The following is a 17,269-nucleotide window of genomic DNA, read 5'->3' on the forward strand; positions in this document are numbered from 1 at the left end:
CCTTACATACAAAGAAGCCCGTGGCGCTTGCCACGGGCTTCTTTGGATACGCTGCTGGGATTTAGCGTGCGTAGAATTCGACGACGAGCTGCTCTTCGCAGGTCACCGGGATTTCCGAACGCTTGGGGCGGCGGACCAGGCGGGCCTGCAGGGCTTCCAGCTTGACGTCCAGGTAGGCCGGAACGGCAGGCAGGACGTCGCGGTGGGCACCGGCGGCGGCAACCTGCAGCGGAACCATGGTCTCGCTGCGGCTGTGGACGTGGACCAGCTGGCCCTCGCCGACGCGGAACGACGGACGGTCAACGCGGACGCCGTCAACCATGATGTGGCGGTGCACAACCAGCTGGCGGGCCTGGGCGATGGTGCGGGCGAAGCCGGCACGCAGGACCAGGGCGTCGAGGCGCATTTCGAGCAGTTCGATGAGGTTTTCACCGGTCAGGCCCTTGGTGCGGCGGGCTTCCTCGAAGGCACGGGTCATCTGTGCTTCGCGGATGCCGTACTGGGCGCGCAGGCGCTGCTTTTCGCGCAGACGTACGGCGTAGTCGGAGTCCTGCTTCTTGCGGGCGCGGCCATGCTCACCGGGGCCGTACGGGCGGCGCTCCATGTACTTGGCGGCCTTGGGGGTCAGAGCGATGCCGAGGGACCGCGAGAGGCGGGCCTGACGGCGAGCACGAGTGTTGTTAGCCACTTGTGTCCTTCCAATATCTGCGGTGTGTCAGTGTTACTGGCCTCCACGATGGAGAGCATCGGCCAACCGCTGCCTTTTGCTACTGGGCACAGGGCATAACCTTCTCAACGGTAAAATTGGGGAGATTGTGCGCCGGGCCTTGCCAGACAAACATATAGCCTACCACGGCAGCTACTTGCCCCTCACAATCTTCCGCAGCCGTTCCAGCCGTACCGCGATGTCCCGTTCGGCTCCATTGTTCGTTGGCTGGTAGTAGTCCCGCCCCACCAGGTCGTCCGGCGGATACTGCTGGCTGGCCACCCCGTGCGGAGCATCGTGGGCGTACTTGTAGCCCACACCGTGACCCAATTGCTTGGAGCCCGGATAGTGTGCATCGCGCAGGTGGGCGGGGATTCCCACCCCGAAGCCGGCCCGCACATCGGCGATCGCCTGGTTGATGCCCATATAGGCGGCGTTGGACTTCGGTGCGGTGGCCAGGTGGACCACTGCCTCGGCCAGGATGATCCGCCCCTCCGGCATTCCGATCAGCTGCACTGCCTGTGCTGCGGCCACTGCCGTCTGGAGCGCGGTGGGATCCGCCATGCCCACGTCCTCTGCCGCGGAAATGACGATCCGCCGGGCGACGAAGCGGGGGTCCTCCCCCGCTTCCAGCATCCGCGCGAGGTAATGCAGTGCGGCGTCCACGTCGGAGCCCCGGATGGACTTGATGAAGGCGCTGGCCACGTCATAGTGCTGGTCGCCGGCCCGGTCGTACCGCACCGCGGCAGCGTCCAGGGCACGCTCGGTGTGGCGCAACTCCACCGTGACCGGCTCTGTGGTGCCGCTGCCCTCCGGGACGGAACGTTCGACGTCGTCCGCGTCACCGAAGGCAACCCCCGCCGCGGCCTCCAGCGCCGTCAACGCCCGGCGGGCGTCACCCCCGGAGAGCCGGACCAGGTGGTCGAGGGCCTCGTCGCCAAGCCTGACCTTGCCGCCGAGACCGCGGGGGTCTTCCACGGCCCGCACCAGCAGGCCCTCTATATCCGCGTCCGTGAGTGGCTTGAGCGTCAGGAGCAGGGACCGCGACAGCAGCGGGGAGACCACGGAAAAGGAAGGGTTCTCGGTAGTGGCCGCCACCAGGACCACCCAGCGGTTTTCGACCCCGGGCAGCAGCGCGTCCTGCTGGGCCTTGTTGAACCGGTGGATCTCGTCCAGGAAGAGCACGGTGGTGGTCTTGTAGAGGTCGCGGGCGGTCAGGGCGTCGTCCATGACGCGCCGGACGTCCTTGACCCCTGCCGTGATGGCGGACAGCTCAACGAATTTTCGTCCGGGCCCGCGGGCAATGACATGCGCAAGGGTGGTCTTGCCGGTGCCCGGGGGTCCCCACAGGATCAGCGAGCTGGGACCCGCAGGGCCCGCGGCGTCGGCCCCTGCCGCCAACTGCCGGAGCGGTGAGCCCTGGCCGAGCAGGTGTTGCTGGCCCACCACCTCATCCACGCTGCGCGGCCGCATGCGCACCGCCAGCGGGCTCCGCGGCGATCCCTGTCCGCGTGCACCCTGTCCTCGCGCGCCTTGTCCTCCGGTACCGGCGCCTGCCTCGGCGACGGCATCGTCGTCGTCGTTTTCTGGGCTGTGCCCGAAGAGATCATCCACATAGATAGGCTACTTCCAGTCCACTCCTGCATTTCCCCGCCCCGCAACAGCGAAGGAACGCCTATGCCCGCCACCGCTTCCGCCGGCGGCCCGCCATCCGTCCGGACGGCATTCGTGGCCGGCGCCCGGCTGGCCGGCTGGGTGGAACGCTTTGGCTCCTCCCATGGCGGCTTCCGGTTGCGGTATGACGACGACGGCCTCCGGCTTTTGGCCGCTGACGGCACTGAAGCGCTCCTGCAGGCGCCGTGGCCGGCTGACGGCCGTCCCGGACGCGGCAACGACCCGGTGGAACGGCTGGCCGCCCTGGCGTCCCAGCCGCGCCGCCTGGGACTGCTCCTGGTGCGGCGGGGCGGCTACGGCGTCGGGGTGGCAAGCGAAGGCATCCTGCTGGCGGCCAAGGCAGGCACCAGGTACGTTCAGTCGCGCACCGCGGCTGGCGGCCAGTCCCAGCAGCGGTTTGCCCGGCGCCGTTCCAACCAGGCGGACGCCTTGGTGGCCTCCGTGGCCGAACAAGCGGCTGGGGTATTCGGTGGTGAGCCGTTCGAGTACGTGGTGCCGGGCGGTGACCGGGCCCTGGCGGACCTGGTCCTGCAACAACCGCCGTTGCGGCCCTATGTCCCGCTGCCCCGGCTCGCATATCTCGACGTCACTGAGCCGCGGGCGGCGGTGCTGAAGAAGGCGGCGGCGGACGCCTGCTCCGTGCGGGTCACGGTAACCGACCCGTCCGGCTAACCATGGGCCGCCGGCTGGTCAGCAGCCCGTCAGCGACCGGCGGGGCCGCTCCTGGCGGTACACATAGCGTCCGGCTTCACTGAAGCCCGCCCGTGAATAGAGCTCCCGGGCACCATGGTTTTGCGCCGTCACCAGCAGCCAGAAATCCGTCACACCGCGGTCGACGCCGGCGTGCAGCAGCGCGTCGAGAATGGCTGCCGCAAACCCCTTGCGACGCGCGTCAGTCCGTGTGGCCATGCCGTACACCCCACCGAGGGTGCTGCCGGCAGGCATGGCAAGGCGTCCGACGGCGGCGGCGCGGCCGTCGCTGTCCCGCGCCAGGGCGTACAGCGACGGGCAACCGTCGAGTATTGCCCGTGCGGTGCCCAAGGCATCCTTGCCGCCGCGGCCGTCCACCTCCCACCAGACCCGCAGCCAGTCCTCGGACGGCATCGGTGCCAGTTCAACGGCCGCGCCGTTATGGCCGCCTTCAGGGGTACCGCCCGCGGCCGCGCTGCGTGTCATGACCATGGTCTCGGACTGGCGGGTGAACCCCTCGGCGTCGAGCAGGTCCTGGAGCGCTGCCGTGGCGGGGTGGTCGAACAGTTGGAAGATCACGGGCAGCCGGCGGAGGCGGTACCAGGCCCTTGCTTCGGCGAGCAAGGCGGCCAGGTCGCCGTCGGAGTGGCCGTCCTCCAGGACACGCGGCCATATGGAGTTGGCCCGCTGCGTGACGCCATCCGCCGCCCGGAGCACCCAGTTTCCGGCCTCCTGCCGTTCCCGGGCCGGCCACGCTGCATCCATGGCAGATTCGAGTTCCAGGGCACTGGGTTTCACATCGTCCGGGCTCGCCACCGGCATTCCTTCCTTAAAGGCCGAAGGTCCCCCGGTTTCCCCGGGGAACCTTCGGTGACGGACGGCGCCCTGCGGCTGCCGTCCTTCGTCTACTTCTTTTCTTCCGGCTTCTTAGCCTCCGGCTTGAAGTCCACGCCGGCCTCTTTGCGCTGCTGCGGCGTAATGGGCGCCGGAGCCTCGGTCAGGGGGTCGTGGCCGCCGCCGGACTTCGGGAAGGCGATGACGTCGCGGATGGACTCCACGCCGGCGAGCAGCGAAACAACGCGGTCCCAGCCGAAGGCGATGCCGCCGTGCGGGGGTGCGCCGTACTTGAAGCCCTCCAGCAGGAAGCCGAATTTGGTCTGCGCGTCTTCCTTGTCCAGGCCCATGAGCTCAAAGACCCGTTCCTGGACCTCACGCTGGTGGATACGGATGGAGCCACCGCCGATTTCGTTGCCGTTGCACACGATGTCGTAAGCGTAGGACAGCGCCGATTCCGGGTCCTTGTCAAAGGTGTCCAGGAACTCGGGCTTCGGTGAGGTGAAGGCGTGGTGGACGGCGGTCCACTTGCCGGCACCGACGGCGACGTCACCGGAGGCGATGGCTACGGCGGCCGGCTCGAACATCGGTGCGTCCACGACCCAGCAGAAAGCCCACGCGGTGGGGTCGATCAGGCCGGTACGGTGGCCGATTTCCACGCGCGCGGCGCCCAGCAGGGCACGCGATGGCGTCTTCTCACCGGCGGCGAAGAAGATGCAGTCGCCGGGCTTGGCGCCGACGGCGTCGGCCAGGCCGGCGCGTTCGGTGTCGGTGAGGTTCTTGGCCACGGGGCCCGCGAGTTCGCCGTCTTCCTTGTAGAGGACGTAGGCCAGGCCTTTGGCGCCGCGCTGCTTGGCCCATTCCTGCCAGGCATCCAGGGCGCGGCGTGCCTGCGAAGCGCCCCCGGGCATCACGACTGCGCCGACGTAGGGGGCCTTGAAGACGCCGAAGTTGGTGTCCTTGAAGAATTCGGTGAGCTCGGTCAGTTCCTGCCCGAAGCGAAGGTCAGGCTTATCGGAACCGAAGCGCGCCATGGCGTCCGCATAGGTGATGCGCTCGATGGGGGTGGGGATGTCGGCACCGATGAGCTGCCATACGGCCTTGACGATGTTCTCGCCCAGCCGGATGATGTCGTCCTGGTCCACGAAGCTGGCCTCGATGTCCAGTTGCGTGAATTCCGGCTGGCGGTCCGCGCGGAAGTCCTCGTCCCGGTAGCAGCGGGCGATCTGGTAGTACTTCTCAAAGCCGCCCACCTGCAGCAGCTGCTTGAACAGCTGCGGGGACTGTGGGAGGGCGTACCAGGAACCCGGTGCCAGGCGGGCCGGAACCAGGAAGTCGCGGGCACCTTCCGGCGTGGAGCGGGTCAGCGTCGGGGTCTCGATCTCCACGAAGCCCTCGTCGTGGAGCAATTCACGGGCCACGCGGTTGGCCTCGGAGCGCAGGCGCAGGTTCCGGCTGGGGCCCGGACGGCGGAGGTCGAGGTAGCGGTGCTTGAGGCGCGCTTCCTCGCCCACCTCGACGTGCTCGTCAATCTGGAAGGGCAGCGGGTCCGAGGTGTTGAGGATGGTGACGTCCTCGGCGATGACCTCGATCTCGCCCGTGGCCAGCGCCGGGTTCTCGTTGCCCTCGGGGCGGCGGGAAACAGTGCCCTTGACCTGCAGGACGTACTCGTTGCGCAGGCCATGGAAGACCTCTTCTTCACGCACCACCACCTGCGAGACGCCGGAAGCATCGCGCAGGTCCACGAAGGCCACACCACCGTGGTCACGACGGCGGCCCACCCAGCCGGCCAGGGTTACGGTTTGTCCAATGTGCTCGGAACGGAGGGATCCGAGGTCATGTGTGCGCAGCACAGCACGCCTTTCTGCGGGAAAACAGTGGGAAGTTCAATATGATCGTTCCGGGAACGATCCCGTCCGAGTTTACCCGCTGGAAAGGTACTGCCGCCTCATGGCCCAACCCCAGCAGCTCCAACGCCGGCTCGGCGCCTTCGATGCCACCGCCATGGGCCTTGGCTCCATGCTGGGCGCCGGCGTGTTCGTGGTGTTCGCCCCCGCCGCAGCCCTGGCCGGCAACCTGCTGGCCTGGTCCGTGGTCCTCGCCGGTGTCGTGGCATACTGCAACGCTGTTGCCTCCGCGGCGCTTGCCGCGCGGTACCCCACCAGCGGCGGCACCTATGTCTACGGCCGGAAACAACTGGGTGAGTGGCCCGGCTTTGTCGCCGGATGGGGATTCGTCACGGGGAAGACCGCGTCCTGCGCGGCCATGGCCTTGACTTTCGGCAGTTACGTCGCACCGGGCTATGCCGTGCCGGTGGCCGTCGCTGCCGTGGTTGCCCTGACCGGCATCAACCTCTTGGGGATTACCCGCACTGCCCAGCTCACGCGGATCTTGTTGTGCGTGGTCGTGGCGTCCCTGGTGTTCGTCGGAGTTGCCGCAGTCCTTGGCCCGCATCCCGCGGCGGACGCGGCCGGTCCGGGTTCCGGTGGCCCGGCGGGGGTCCTGCCGGCAGCCGGGCTGATGTTTTTCGCCTTCGCCGGGTACGCGCGGATCGCCACACTGGGCGAAGAAGTCAAAGATCCCTCCCGCACCATTCCGCGGGCCATTCTGGCCGCGCTGGCCTCCGCCTTCACCATCTACCTGCTGCTGGCCCTACTTTTGCAGGCCCACCTGGGAGACCGGCTCGCTGCTGCCAGGACTCCCCTCCTGGACGCGGTATTGGCATCGCAGCTGGCGGCGGGTGCACCACTGGTGCAGGTGGGCGCCGCCGCCGCATGCCTGGGCGCCCTGCTCGCGCTGATCACCGGCGTCGGACGCACGACGCTGGCCATGGCGCGGGAAGGTGACCTTCCCCGCACCCTGGCCAGGGTGGGCGGGGCGCACACCGTTCCGTTCCTCGCGGAACTGGCCGTGGCCGCCGTCGTGATCCTGCTCCTGCTGACCACGGACGTAATGACCGTGGTGGGCTTCTCAAGCTTCGGGGTGCTGGTGTATTACGCCGTTGCCAACGCCTCCGCCTACACCCTCGGTTCGCATCCGGCCTATGCGCCGCGCTGGCTGAACGCGGCGGGCTTCCTGGGGTGCGTGGTGCTGGCCTTCACGCTGCCGCCGGCTCCCCTGCTGACCATGGCAGCGGTCCTGGCCGCGGGTATGGCCGGCCGTTGGCTGGTGCTGCGCTTCAGGCAGCGCCAGCACGGCCGGCCGCGCGGCCGCTAGGCCGACGCCGGTGCGGTGGCCGTGGTGCTCACCTGGACGGTGAGGTCCTCCAGCGGCGGGGCCCAGGTCTCCGGGGCTGCCACCACCTGTTCACCGGTCCGGATGTCCTTGACCTGGTGCGTGCCGTCGTCGTCCGTGAACCATACGAACGGGATTCCGCGCCGGTCGGCGAACTTGATCTGCTTGCCGAATTTCTCCGCTTTCGCCGCGACCTCCGTGGGGATGCCCCTGCTGCGAAGCAAAGCAGCAACATCCTGCGCTGCGCCCCAGCTGTCGTCGTGGCTCAGGGCCACCAGCACGGCGGTGGGCACGGAACGGGAGGCCCTGGCCAGGTCCTGGCTGAGGATACGGGACACAAGGCGGGTGACGCCGATGGACAGGCCAACCCCGGGGAACTTGCGGTTACCCTTGGACGCCAGTGCATCGTAGCGGCCGCCGGAGCAGATCGATCCCAGCTGTTCATGGCCTACCAGGACGGTCTCCACGACAGTGCCCGTGTAGTAGTCCAGGCCGCGGGCGATGCTCAGGTCCGCCAACACCTTGCCGGGGGCGCGCTGCACGGCGGCATCGATCACCTGCTCCAGTTCATCCAGGCCCTCGTCCAGGAGCTCGTCGCTGACGCCCAGGGCGCGGACCTTCGCCACGAACGAGGTGTCTTCCGTGCGGATGGCCGCCAGCTGCAGCGCCTTGGCTGCCTGCTCGTCGGTGGCACCGAGCTCTGTCTTCAGCAGCTCCGCCACCTTGGCGGGACCGATTTTTTCTAGCTTGTCGATGCTGCGCAGCACGCCCGCGGTGTCATCGAGCTCGATCCCCCGGTAGAAGCCTTCAGCCAGCTTGCGGTTGTTGATCCGGAGCCGGAAGTCCGGGATGGGAAGCGCGCTGAGCGCCTCAGCGATCACCAGGGCAATCTCCACGTCGTAGCGGAACGGCAACTCACCGTCGCCCACAACATCGATGTCCGCTTGGGTGAACTCCCGGGCCCGGCCTTCCTGGGGCCGCTCGCCGCGCCACACCTTCTGGATCTGGTACCGGCGGAACGGGAACGCCAGGTACCCGGCGTTTTCCACGACGTACCGGGCAAACGGGACCGTCAGGTCAAAATGCAGGGCAAGGGCGTGTGGATCGGCCTTGCCGCCCTTGACGGGGTTGTCGCCCTCGTCCTCCTGCAGCCTGCTGAGTCCGTACACTTCCTTGTCGATCTCTCCCTTGCGCAACAACTGGCCCACCGTTTCCACGGCGCGGGTTTCGATCGAGGCAAACCCGTGCAGTTCAAAGACCCGGCGCAGGGTATCGAGCACGTGCAGCTCCACCAGCCGCTCCTCGGGAAGCCACTCGGGGAATCCGGACAGGGAGGCGGTGCGTGCCATGGGGAAAGTTCTCCTTACGGTGAAAGGTGCGCCGGGGGCTGCCCGCGCGCCGCTCCAAGGCGACGTTCGGCGGCAGCACAGCCAGCCATGCATAAACTATGTGCGGCAGCCAGTTTATGCGCCATCCGTGTGCATCTCTAATGCAGCGGACCGGCGCTGATGGCGGCCCCACCTGCGCCCGGCGGCCATCCGCCGGGCATTAGCAGCCCGACGACGAGGAGGACCCTTGGCGGCCAGTTCACGCAGTGCCCGCGAAACAAAACGGCGCATCCAGCAAATGGAGGCCAAGCGCGAGCTGCGGCGCAGCCAGGAGAAGCGGCGCAAACGCGACAACCTCGTGGCCGCCGGCGCGGGAGCCGCCGCCGTCGCGCTCGCCGTCGTGCTTCAACTCACCGCCTTCGCCGGAAATCCCACCGAGGACGAATACGCTGCCGCGCAGGCCGGGCTGACCGACCCGTCGGCGTCCGAAAGCGCCTCCGCCACCCCGTCTCCGCAAGTATCCAACGGGGCGAACATTCCCGCAGCCGAGACCGCCGCCGGCAAGACGTTCTCCGGTGAGCTGTCGCTGAACGGCAGCCCCCTTGGCGTGGAAGTGGACGGCACCAAGGCGCCCCAAGCGGCCGCAGTGTTCAAGTCACTCAGCGACCAAGGCTTTTTCAACGGCAAGACCTGCCACCGCTTGACCACAGCGGACCAGTTCGGTGTCCTGCAATGCGGCTCCGCCAACGGTGACGGCCAGGGTGACCCGAACTACACTTGGGGCCCCTTGGAAAATGCCCCTGCCGACAACAAATATCCCGCAGGGACCATCGCCGTGGCGCGGAGCGGCAACAACGCCTACGGAAACGGCACGCAGTTCTTCATTGTCTACAAGGACACTGTCATTAATCCTGACTCTGCCGGCGGCTACACGGTGGTGGGCAAAGTGACCTCCGGGCTGGACGCAGTGACCAAGATTGCCGCCGCAGGTATTAAGCCCGGGGCCAGTGACACGGACGGCGCACCGATCCAACCAGTCACGATAGACTCGTTTTCTCTGAAGTAGGACGCCGGGCCCAAGCGGACACGGTGCAGTACGTGAGTATTTCCCTCCAAGCGAAAGACTTTTAGCGGTGACAGACAGTCAGAAATCCGACGAAACAGCAACAGACCTGACCGTGGCGGCGGCCTCGGACACCAGCGAAGGCGCCGGCACCGAAGCAACCAACCCACCGGCATCCGCAGCCCCGGAAGAGGCCGCTCCCGAGGAAACGCCCTCCGCAGCACCTGCTGCGGGCCCGCGGCCTTCCGCGCCTTCTCCTGCCGCGTTTGCGTCGCGCCCGAAGCCTGCTGCAGCCGCTCCTGCCGCCGCACCCGTTCCTGCCGCTCCCAGCACGTCCGTCGCCGAGGCCTCCAAGTGGGGCCGGGTGGAAGGGGACGGCCACGTTTACCTGACGATCGACGGCGGTGAGCACCCGGTTGGACAGTACCCCGGCGTCAGCGGCGAGGAAGCCCTGATCTACTTCGCCCGGAAGTACGACGACGTCGTGGCACAGATCGTGCTCCTGGAACAGCGGGTCAGCTCCAAGGCTCCCAGCACTGACATGCAGAAGACCGTGACCCACCTGCACGAGCAGCTCGCCGAGCGGAACATGGTGGGCGACCTCCGCGCCGCCGAGGCCAGGCTGGAAAAGCTGGCCGGCCAGATCACGGAACTCGAGAAAGCCGAAAAGGCCGAGCACGACGCCGTCCGCGCCGCCGAACTCGCGGCCAGGGAAGCCATCGTGGCTGAAGCGGAGGAGATCTCCGGCCAGGATCCCGCGCAGACGCAGTGGAAGACTTCCAGTGCCCGGATGAACGAGTTGTTCGAGAACTGGAAGGCCGCGCAGAAGAGCGGTGTCCGGCTGGGCCGCAGCAACGAGGATGCACTGTGGAAGCGGTTCAGGGCTGCACGTACCGTCTTCGACCGCCACCGCAGGGCATATTTCTCGCAGCTGGACAGCAACAACTCGGCGGCCAAGGCCGCCAAGGAGAAGCTGATCGCCGAGGCTGAGGCGCTGTCCACCTCGACGGACTGGGGGTTCGCCGCCGGCGAGTACCGCCGGCTGATGGACCAGTGGAAGGCATCGCCGCGCGCCAGCCGGAAGGACGACGACGCACTGTGGGCCCGGTTCCGCGCCGCCCAGGACGTGTTCTTCACCTCCCGCCAGGCTGCCAACGACGAGATTGACCAGGAGTACACGGCCAACCTCGCCGTCAAGGAGGAGCTGCTGGCTGAGGCCAACGCGATCCTCCCGGTGAATGACCTCGCGGCCGCAAAGAAGGCACTGCAGTCCGTCCGTGACCGTTGGGAAGAAGCAGGCAAGGTGCCCCGGGCAGACATGGGCCGGATTGAAGCAGGCCTGCGGAAGGTGGAGGACGCCGTCCGCCACGCCGAGGAAGAGCAGTGGCAGCGGTCCAACCCGGAGCGCAAGGCCCGCACCAACAGCGCCCTGTCACAGCTGGAGTCCGCCATTGCAGGGCTCCAGGAGGACCTCGCAAAGGCAGAGAAGAGCGGCGACCAGCGCAAGATCAAGGCCGCCCAGGAAGCCCTCGAAGCCCGCCAGGCATGGCTGGACCAGATCCAGCGCTCGGCCAGCGAGCTGTCCTGACGCTTCCCCTGACTGACGCGGGCCCGGTCCGGTTATCCACATAACCCGGACCGGGCCTGTGCTCGTTAACGGCCATCCGGGCAGGATGGGGACATGGCCACAGCACCAGTTCCTCCGGCTCCCGGGCAACCCAGCACTTCCGTTGCGGGCACTCCCGGTGCAGGCAGCCAACTCCAGGGCACAGACGCCGCCTCAGCGCCCCGTTTTCCGGAGCTCTACGCCCCAGGGGCTCCCTTTGCTGCGCCCGAACTGCAGTCCCTCGCCGCCGACGGTCTGCTGGCCCGGCTCCACCAACACGGCTACACCCTGCCCGGGATGCCCGCCTCGCCGAAGCTCCGGGCGCGGGCGGCCGCCGCCGTGGTCCCCGCGGCGGTACGGCAACGTGTGGTGGCCGGCCGGATGACCGCAGCCTGGATCTTCGGTTGCGCCGCGGAACCTGACCGGCTTGCACTGCTGGTGGATACGAAACGGAGGGTATCGAGCCTGCGGAACACGCGCGGCTGCACCCTTCACGAAGTGAAGCTTGGTCCGCTCGATGTCATCAGCCTGGGCGGCCTGATGGTCTCCACCCCGCTGCGGACGGCGCTGGATATTGCCCTGCACGTGGAAGCGGAACGAGCCCTGCCTGCCCTCACGGCCTTACTGGCCAGGCCGCAGCAGGACGTGGGACTCCGGCTGCTTGTCCGTGCCATCGAAGCCACACCCCGGGTTCCCCACAAGCGGGCAGCGCTGGAAAAACTGGCGCTGCTAGCTCCGGCGCTTGTTCCCGGTGGTGCGGTAGACGTCGAACACGCCGTCGATCCGTCGGACCGCGCTCAACACGTGGCTGAGGTACTTGGGGTCGCCCATTTCAAAAGCGAACTTTGAGATGGCCACCCGGTCGGTGGACGTGTGGACACTGGCCGCCAGGATGTTGACGTGGTTCTCCGACAAAACGCGGGTGACATCGGAGAGCAGCGATTTGCGGTCGAGCGCCTCTACCTGGATTTCCACCAGGAACACGCTTGACTGGGTGGGCGCCCAGTCAACGTCCACGATCCGGTCGGGCTGGTCCTTGAGGTCGGAGATGTTGGTGCAGTCGGTGCGGTGCACGGAAACGCCCGAACCCCTGGTCACGAAGCCAAGGATGGGATCCGGCGGCACCGGGGTACAGCACCGGGCCAGCTTCACCCAAACGTCGCCCACGCCGCGGACCACCACGCCGGAATCGGAGAAGCGGGCCTTGCTGACCTGGGTGGGGATGCTGACCTCTTCGACGTCATCATCGGCGCTTTCGTTGCCGCCCAGGCTCTCGATGAGCTTCTCCATGACGGACTGGGCCGACGTGTGGCCGTCACCCACGCCAGCGTAGAGGCCGGAGATGTCGGTGTACTTGAACTCCTCGGCCACGGCGGCCAGGGCCTCGTGTGTCATCAGCCGCTGCAGCGGAAGGTTCTGCTTCCGCATGGCGCGGGTCAGCAGTTCCTTGCCGCGGTCGATCGCCTCTTCGCGGCGTTCCTTGCTGAACCACTGCCGGATCTTGTTGCGGGCCCGCGCGCTTTTAACGAAGTGCTGCCAGTCCTGGCTGGGGCCGGCGCCCTCGGCTTTCGAGGTGAAGATCTCCACCCAGTCGCCGTGGTTCAGTTCGCTGTTGAGCGGAACCAGCTTCCCGTTGACCCGGGCGCCGATGGTGCGGTGCCCCACCTCGGTGTGCACTGCGTAGGCGAAGTCAACGGGTGTCGATCCCGCCGGCAACGCCATGACCTCGCCCTTGGGGGTGAAGACGAACACTTCGCGGGCGTTGATTTCAAAGCGGAGCGAGTCCAGGAACTCTCCCGGATCGGATGTCTCCTGCTGCCAGTCCACCAGGGAGCGCAGCCAGCCCATGTCGCCGTCGCGCGGGCTCCCGGGGCCGACGGCGGTGCGGTTCGGCTGGTCTTTGTATTTCCAGTGTGCGGCCACGCCGTATTCGGCCCGGCGGTGCATTTCGTGCGTACGGATCTGGATTTCCACCGGCTTGCCGCCGGGGCCGATCACGGTGGTGTGCAGGGACTGGTACATGTTGAATTTGGGCATCGCGATGTAATCCTTGAACCTGCCAGGCAGCGGGTTCCAGCGCGAATGCATGGTGCCCAGGGCTGCATAACAGTCCCGGACGGAGTCCACCAGGACACGGACACCCATGAGGTCATTGATGTCGTCAAAGTCCTTGTCGCGGACAATCATCTTTTGGTAGATCGAGTAATAGTGCTTGGGCCGGCCGGTGATGGTGGCCTTGATGCGGGCGGCACGCAGGTCCTCGGTGATCTGGTCGCGGATGACGCCCAGGCTCTTTTCCCGCTCGGGGGTCCGGTCCCCCACCATCCGGACAATCTCTTCGTACACCTTGGGATAGAGCGCCGCGAAGGACAGGTCCTCCAGCTCCCATTTGATGGTGTTCATGCCCAGGCGGTGCGCGAGCGGAGCGAAAATCTCCAGGGTCTCCCGCGCCTTGCGGGCTGACGACTCAGCGGACACGAACCGCCAGGTGCGCGCATTGTGCAGCCGGTCCGCCAGCTTGATCATCAGCACCCGGATGTCCTTGGCCATGGCGACGACCATCTTGCGGACCGTCTCGGACTGGGCGGCTTCGCCGAAACTGACCTTGTCCAGTTTGGTCACGCCGTCCACCAGCATGGCCACTTCGGGCCCGAAGTCCCGCTTCAGGTCCGCCAGGGTATAGGGGGTGTCCTCCACGGTGTCATGCAGCAGGGCCGCTGCCAAGGTGGTGCCGCTGAGCCCTAGTTCTGCCAGGATGGTGGCGACGGCCACTGGGTGGGTGATGTAGGGGTCGCCACTCTTGCGTTTTTGCCCGCGGTGGCTTCGCTCGGCGACGTCGAACGCGCGCTGGATGAGGTCGAAGTCCTCTTTGGGATTGTTGGCCCGGACCGTCCGCAGCAGTGGTTCGAGGATGGGCGAGTATGTGGCCGTCCCCCGTCCGGTCAGGCGGGCAAGCCGGGACCTGGTGCGCTCACGGCGGCCGGGAAACGTCGCGCGCGAGCCTGAATTGTCCACGGGAACCAACGATCCGGGGCGCGCCGAAGATGCCATACCGGCCTGTACACCGGCAGGATTCTTATCATCCTCTGCCGTAGGCGCCGACGCCGATCGTTCTTCCAATGAAGCACCCCTCACCACCATTTAATTACCCCAGTCTATTCCCCAAGGCAGTGACTTTTATAACCGGCCCCGCATATGCGAAGACCGGGCAACGCAGAGGATGCGTTGCCCGGTCTTTCGGGAGTAACGGGTGCCGTTGGCGGCGGATCAGGCCTGGGCCGGCGAGGCCGGAACTGGCCGTTCCGCCGCACCCGCCCGCCGTTGTTCCACGCGCCGCGCCTGCTTGACGAGGTCCGGTTCGCCCTGGCGGAGCCACGCGTACATCGGAGCGGCCACGAAGATGGTCGCGGCGGTGCCGATGAGGATGCCGACGAACAAGGCCAGCGACAGGTCGCGCAGGGTTCCCGCACCCAGGAGCCCGGCCCCGATGAAGAGGATGGCTCCGACGGGGAGGATGGCCACCATCATGGTGTTGATGGAACGGACCAGGGTTTGGTTGACGGCAAGATTGACCTCCTCGCCGAAGGTCCGGCGGGTGGAGGCATCAATGCCGGAGGTGTTTTCCCGGATCTTGTCGAAGACCACCACGGTGTCATACAGCGAGTAGCTGAGAACCGTGAGGAAGCCGATGATGGCCGACGGCGTGACCTCAAAGTCGCTGAGGGCGTAGACCCCGGCGGTGATGAACATCGTCACCGCCATGCCGGCAAGAGCCGACAGCGACATCTTCCAGGTGCGGAAGTAGAGGGCCATCAGCAACGCCGCGAGGAGCACGAAGACCGCCAGGCCGATCAACGCCTGCTTGGTCACGTCAGCACCCCAGGTGGGACCGACGAACGTGGATGTCACTTCGTTGTCGGTGACTCCGTAGGCCGTGGTCAGGCCTTGCTTGATCTTAAGGGTTTCGTCATCGGTCAGCTTGTCGGTCTGGATCCGCATGGTGTTGCCCGCGACGTTCGCCACGCGGGGGACACTGCCGGCCACCACATCGGTGACGGCGCGCTCACCCACGGTGGCGTCGGTCGTCTTAACATTGGAGACCGTGAATTCAGAGCCGCCCCGGAATTCGATGCCGAGGTTGAAGCCGCCCTTGGCCACCGGGATGAGGATGGACAGGGCCACTGCCACGGCAGCGATGAGGAACCAGATCTTCTTGGCGCCCACAAAGTCGTAGGAGCGCTTTCCGGTGTAGAGCTCGTTACCAAAACTGGCGAAGCCTGACATTACTTGTTCTCCTTCGCGGAGGTTTTCGACGAGCCGGCGAGCTGTTCCTGCTTCTCTGCCAGGCGCCGTTCGGCGATGGTCATGCGTCGTTCGGCCTCGGCTGCGGCACCGGCATTCTTGCCGCGCACCGCCATGGGCCGGTCCTCCGGGGTCCGGATGCGACCGGCACCGCGGTACAGGGGCACCGCTCCGAGCCGCTCCGGATCCAGGCCGGAGAACTTATGGCCCTCACCGAAGAACTTGGTGCGCGCCAGGAGCTGCAGCGTGGGGTGCGTGAACATGAACACCACGATGAGGTCGGCGATGGCTGTCAGGCCAAGGGTGAAAGCGAACCCCCGCACGTTGCCCACAGCGACGAAATACAGGACCAGCGCAGCGAGGAGGTTGACCGCCTTGGAGGCCAGGACGGTGCGCTTGGCGCGCTTCCAGCCGTTTTCGACGGCGGACACCAGGCCGCGGCCCTCACGCAGTTCGTCACGGATGCGTTCAAAGTAAACAATGAACGAGTCCGCCGTCTGGCCGATGGCGACGATAATGCCCGCGACGCCCGCCAAGGACAGCCGGTAGTTCTCGGTCCAGCCGAGGATCGCGATGGCCAGGTAGGTCAGGGCTCCGGCCACCACCAGGGATGCGATGGTGACAAATCCGAGCGCCCGGTACTGGAACAGCGAGTAGACCACCACAAGGAGGAGGCCGATCAAGCCGGCCAAAAGGCCCATACGCAGCTGTTCACCACCGAGGGTGGCCGAAATCTGCTGCTCGCTTTGGATGTCGAAGCTGATGGGCAGAGCCCCAAAGCGCAGCTGGTCGGACAACGCCTTGGCGGTTTGCTCGGTGAAGCCGCCCGTGATCTGCGGGCGTCCGTCAGTGATGACGGCCAGCGAGCGGGGAGCGGAGATGACCTGATCGTCAAGCACAATGGCGAACTGGGACTTGGGATCGGTGCCAGACTCGCCCCCAGCGGCGACGTAGAACTGGTTCAGGCGCTCGGTGACGTCCTTGAACTTGGCCGTGCCTTCGGCGTCGAACTGGATGTTCACGGCCCAGTCATTGGTGACCGCGCCCTGCGCGCCCTGCTGCAGCTGGAAGGACGAGGTGACGATGTTCGTTCCCTTGACCTCCACCGGCCCCAAAATGTACTTGATGGCAGGGGTTTTGGCGGTGGCGGGTTCGCAGGTTACCAATGGCTTGGTGGGATCTGACCGCTGTGATTTCTCGGCTGCGGGGCTGTTGCAGTCCAGCGCTTCGAACTGCTTGTAGATTTCCGGCGTGATCCAGTTGGTGTCGCTGCTGTTGGCCGGCGCAGCGGTCGGCTTGGGCAGCTGGTCGTCCGGGGTCTGTGATTCCGGCGGCACTGCTGCTCCGTCACCGTTGAGGATCACGGGGCGGAAGTTCATGTCGGCGGATGCCTGGATCAGGTTCCGGGTTTCAGCCGACGGCGTGCCGGGAAGGCTGACCACCACGTTGCGGCCGGACTGGGTGCTGATTTCCGCTTCGGAGACGCCGGAGCCGTCCACGCGCTGGCGGATGATCGCCACGGCCTGGTTGAGTTGCTGTTCGTTAATGTCCGAACCACCCTCAACCTTCGGCGCCAGGATCATCTGGGTGCCGCCTTCGAGGTCCAGGGCCAGTTTGGGTGCCCAGCTGGCTTGTCCGGCGATGGTGCCGCCCGCCAGGACGGCGGTCAGTGCTGCCAGGAGTACGCCAAGCCAGACCAGGACGCGCAGCCCTGGTTTCTTGCGGCCAGTTCGTGCCATTGTCGATCTTTCTCTTATTCGCGGAAGAACCGCCGGCGCGGGCTGCAGCCTGCGCCGGCGGCAATCCGCAGCGGTAGAGGGAGGAAAGGAGCC

At 66.7% G+C, this 17,269-nt stretch carries 13 protein-coding genes; 5 read left to right on the forward strand and 8 right to left on the reverse strand.

Annotation, left to right across the window (positions count from 1 at the left end; genetic code table 11):
* Positions 1–61 precede the first annotated feature (61 nt).
* Positions 62–688 (reverse strand): 30S ribosomal protein S4, encoded by a 627-nt coding sequence (gene rpsD, locus QRM95_RS01720; protein ID WP_009357431.1) that lies wholly within the window; start codon positions 686–688, stop codon positions 62–64.
* 171 nt (positions 689–859) lie between these two features.
* Positions 860–2,320: a replication-associated recombination protein A gene (locus QRM95_RS01725; protein ID WP_285246172.1), complete on the reverse strand. Its 1,461-nt coding sequence runs from the start codon at positions 2,318–2,320 to the stop codon at positions 860–862.
* A gap of 63 nt (positions 2,321–2,383) precedes the next feature.
* Here QRM95_RS01725 and QRM95_RS01730 point away from each other — a divergent pair, with 63 nt between their 5' ends.
* Positions 2,384–3,052, forward strand: a complete 669-nt coding sequence (locus QRM95_RS01730; RefSeq protein WP_285246173.1) for an acVLRF1 family peptidyl-tRNA hydrolase — start codon at positions 2,384–2,386, stop codon at positions 3,050–3,052.
* 18 nt (positions 3,053–3,070) lie between these two features.
* Here QRM95_RS01730 and QRM95_RS01735 read toward each other — a convergent pair whose 3' ends face one another.
* On the reverse strand, positions 3,071–3,892 hold the full coding sequence (locus QRM95_RS01735) for a GNAT family N-acetyltransferase (RefSeq protein WP_285246174.1): 822 nt from the start codon (positions 3,890–3,892) through the stop codon (positions 3,071–3,073).
* Positions 3,893–3,975: 83 nt separating this feature from the next.
* The gene (aspS, locus tag QRM95_RS01740) at positions 3,976–5,757 is read right to left on the reverse strand and encodes an aspartate--tRNA ligase (RefSeq protein WP_285246175.1); all 1,782 of its coding nucleotides are present in this window, start codon (positions 5,755–5,757) and stop codon (positions 3,976–3,978) included.
* A gap of 97 nt (positions 5,758–5,854) precedes the next feature.
* On the opposite strand from aspS, the gene QRM95_RS01745 reads away from it, so the two are divergent.
* Positions 5,855–7,120, forward strand: coding sequence for an APC family permease (locus QRM95_RS01745; protein WP_018761443.1), 1,266 nt, complete (start codon positions 5,855–5,857; stop codon positions 7,118–7,120).
* On the opposite strand, the gene hisS is transcribed toward QRM95_RS01745, so the two are convergent.
* Positions 7,117–8,487 (reverse strand): histidine--tRNA ligase, encoded by a 1,371-nt coding sequence (gene hisS, locus QRM95_RS01750; RefSeq protein WP_285246176.1) that lies wholly within the window; start codon positions 8,485–8,487, stop codon positions 7,117–7,119. The two genes, QRM95_RS01745 and hisS, sit on opposite strands and share 4 nt — an antisense overlap.
* A 226-nt stretch (positions 8,488–8,713) precedes the next feature.
* Here hisS and QRM95_RS01755 point away from each other — a divergent pair, with 226 nt between their 5' ends.
* The 3 genes from QRM95_RS01755 (at position 8,714) to QRM95_RS01765 (ending at position 11,984) form a co-directional block, all read left to right on the forward strand.
* Complete coding sequence (locus QRM95_RS01755) at positions 8,714–9,532, forward strand: peptidylprolyl isomerase (RefSeq protein ID WP_285246177.1); 819 nt, start codon at positions 8,714–8,716, stop codon at positions 9,530–9,532.
* Between the two features lie 67 nt (positions 9,533–9,599).
* Entirely contained in the window at positions 9,600–11,117 is a 1,518-nt protein-coding gene (locus QRM95_RS01760; protein ID WP_026264495.1) for a DUF349 domain-containing protein, read from the forward strand.
* A 93-nt stretch (positions 11,118–11,210) separates the two neighbouring features.
* On the forward strand, positions 11,211–11,984 hold the full coding sequence (locus QRM95_RS01765; RefSeq protein ID WP_285246178.1) for a type IV toxin-antitoxin system AbiEi family antitoxin: 774 nt from the start codon (positions 11,211–11,213) through the stop codon (positions 11,982–11,984).
* On the opposite strand, the gene QRM95_RS01770 is transcribed toward QRM95_RS01765, so the two are convergent.
* From QRM95_RS01770 to secD, 3 genes are all read right to left on the reverse strand, one after another.
* Positions 11,865–14,255 (reverse strand): RelA/SpoT family protein, encoded by a 2,391-nt coding sequence (locus QRM95_RS01770; RefSeq protein WP_285246179.1) that lies wholly within the window; start codon positions 14,253–14,255, stop codon positions 11,865–11,867. The two genes, QRM95_RS01765 and QRM95_RS01770, sit on opposite strands and share 120 nt — an antisense overlap.
* A gap of 147 nt (positions 14,256–14,402) precedes the next feature.
* Entirely contained in the window at positions 14,403–15,419 is a 1,017-nt protein-coding gene (gene secF / locus QRM95_RS01775; RefSeq protein WP_109044535.1) for a protein translocase subunit SecF, read from the reverse strand.
* Positions 15,419–17,176 carry a protein translocase subunit SecD gene (gene secD, locus QRM95_RS01780; protein ID WP_018761449.1) on the reverse strand — a complete coding sequence of 586 codons (1,758 nt, stop codon included), beginning with the start codon at positions 17,174–17,176 and terminating at the stop codon, positions 15,419–15,421. Before secD ends, secF begins: the two co-directional genes overlap by 1 nt.
* Positions 17,177–17,269 lie beyond the last annotated feature (93 nt).

Origin of the sequence: Pseudarthrobacter sp. efr-133-R2A-89 (genome assembly GCF_030209315.1) — a bacterium.
Classification (GTDB): domain Bacteria; phylum Actinomycetota; class Actinomycetes; order Actinomycetales; family Micrococcaceae; genus Arthrobacter.

Excerpts from the sequence above, each read along its gene's own strand:
- QRM95_RS01730 (WP_285246173.1), top strand. The coding sequence starts at position 2,384 with ATGCCCGCCACCGCTTCCGCCGGCGGCCCGCCATCCGTCCGGACGGCA.
- QRM95_RS01735 (WP_285246174.1), bottom strand. The coding sequence starts at position 3,892 with ATGCCGGTGGCGAGCCCGGACGATGTGAAACCCAGTGCCCTGGAACTC.
- QRM95_RS01745 (WP_018761443.1), top strand. The coding sequence starts at position 5,855 with ATGGCCCAACCCCAGCAGCTCCAACGCCGGCTCGGCGCCTTCGATGCC.
- hisS (WP_285246176.1), bottom strand. The coding sequence starts at position 8,487 with ATGGCACGCACCGCCTCCCTGTCCGGATTCCCCGAGTGGCTTCCCGAG.
- QRM95_RS01765 (WP_285246178.1), top strand. The coding sequence starts at position 11,211 with ATGGCCACAGCACCAGTTCCTCCGGCTCCCGGGCAACCCAGCACTTCC.
- secF (WP_109044535.1), bottom strand. The coding sequence starts at position 15,419 with ATGTCAGGCTTCGCCAGTTTTGGTAACGAGCTCTACACCGGAAAGCGC.
- secD (WP_018761449.1), bottom strand. The coding sequence starts at position 17,176 with ATGGCACGAACTGGCCGCAAGAAACCAGGGCTGCGCGTCCTGGTCTGG.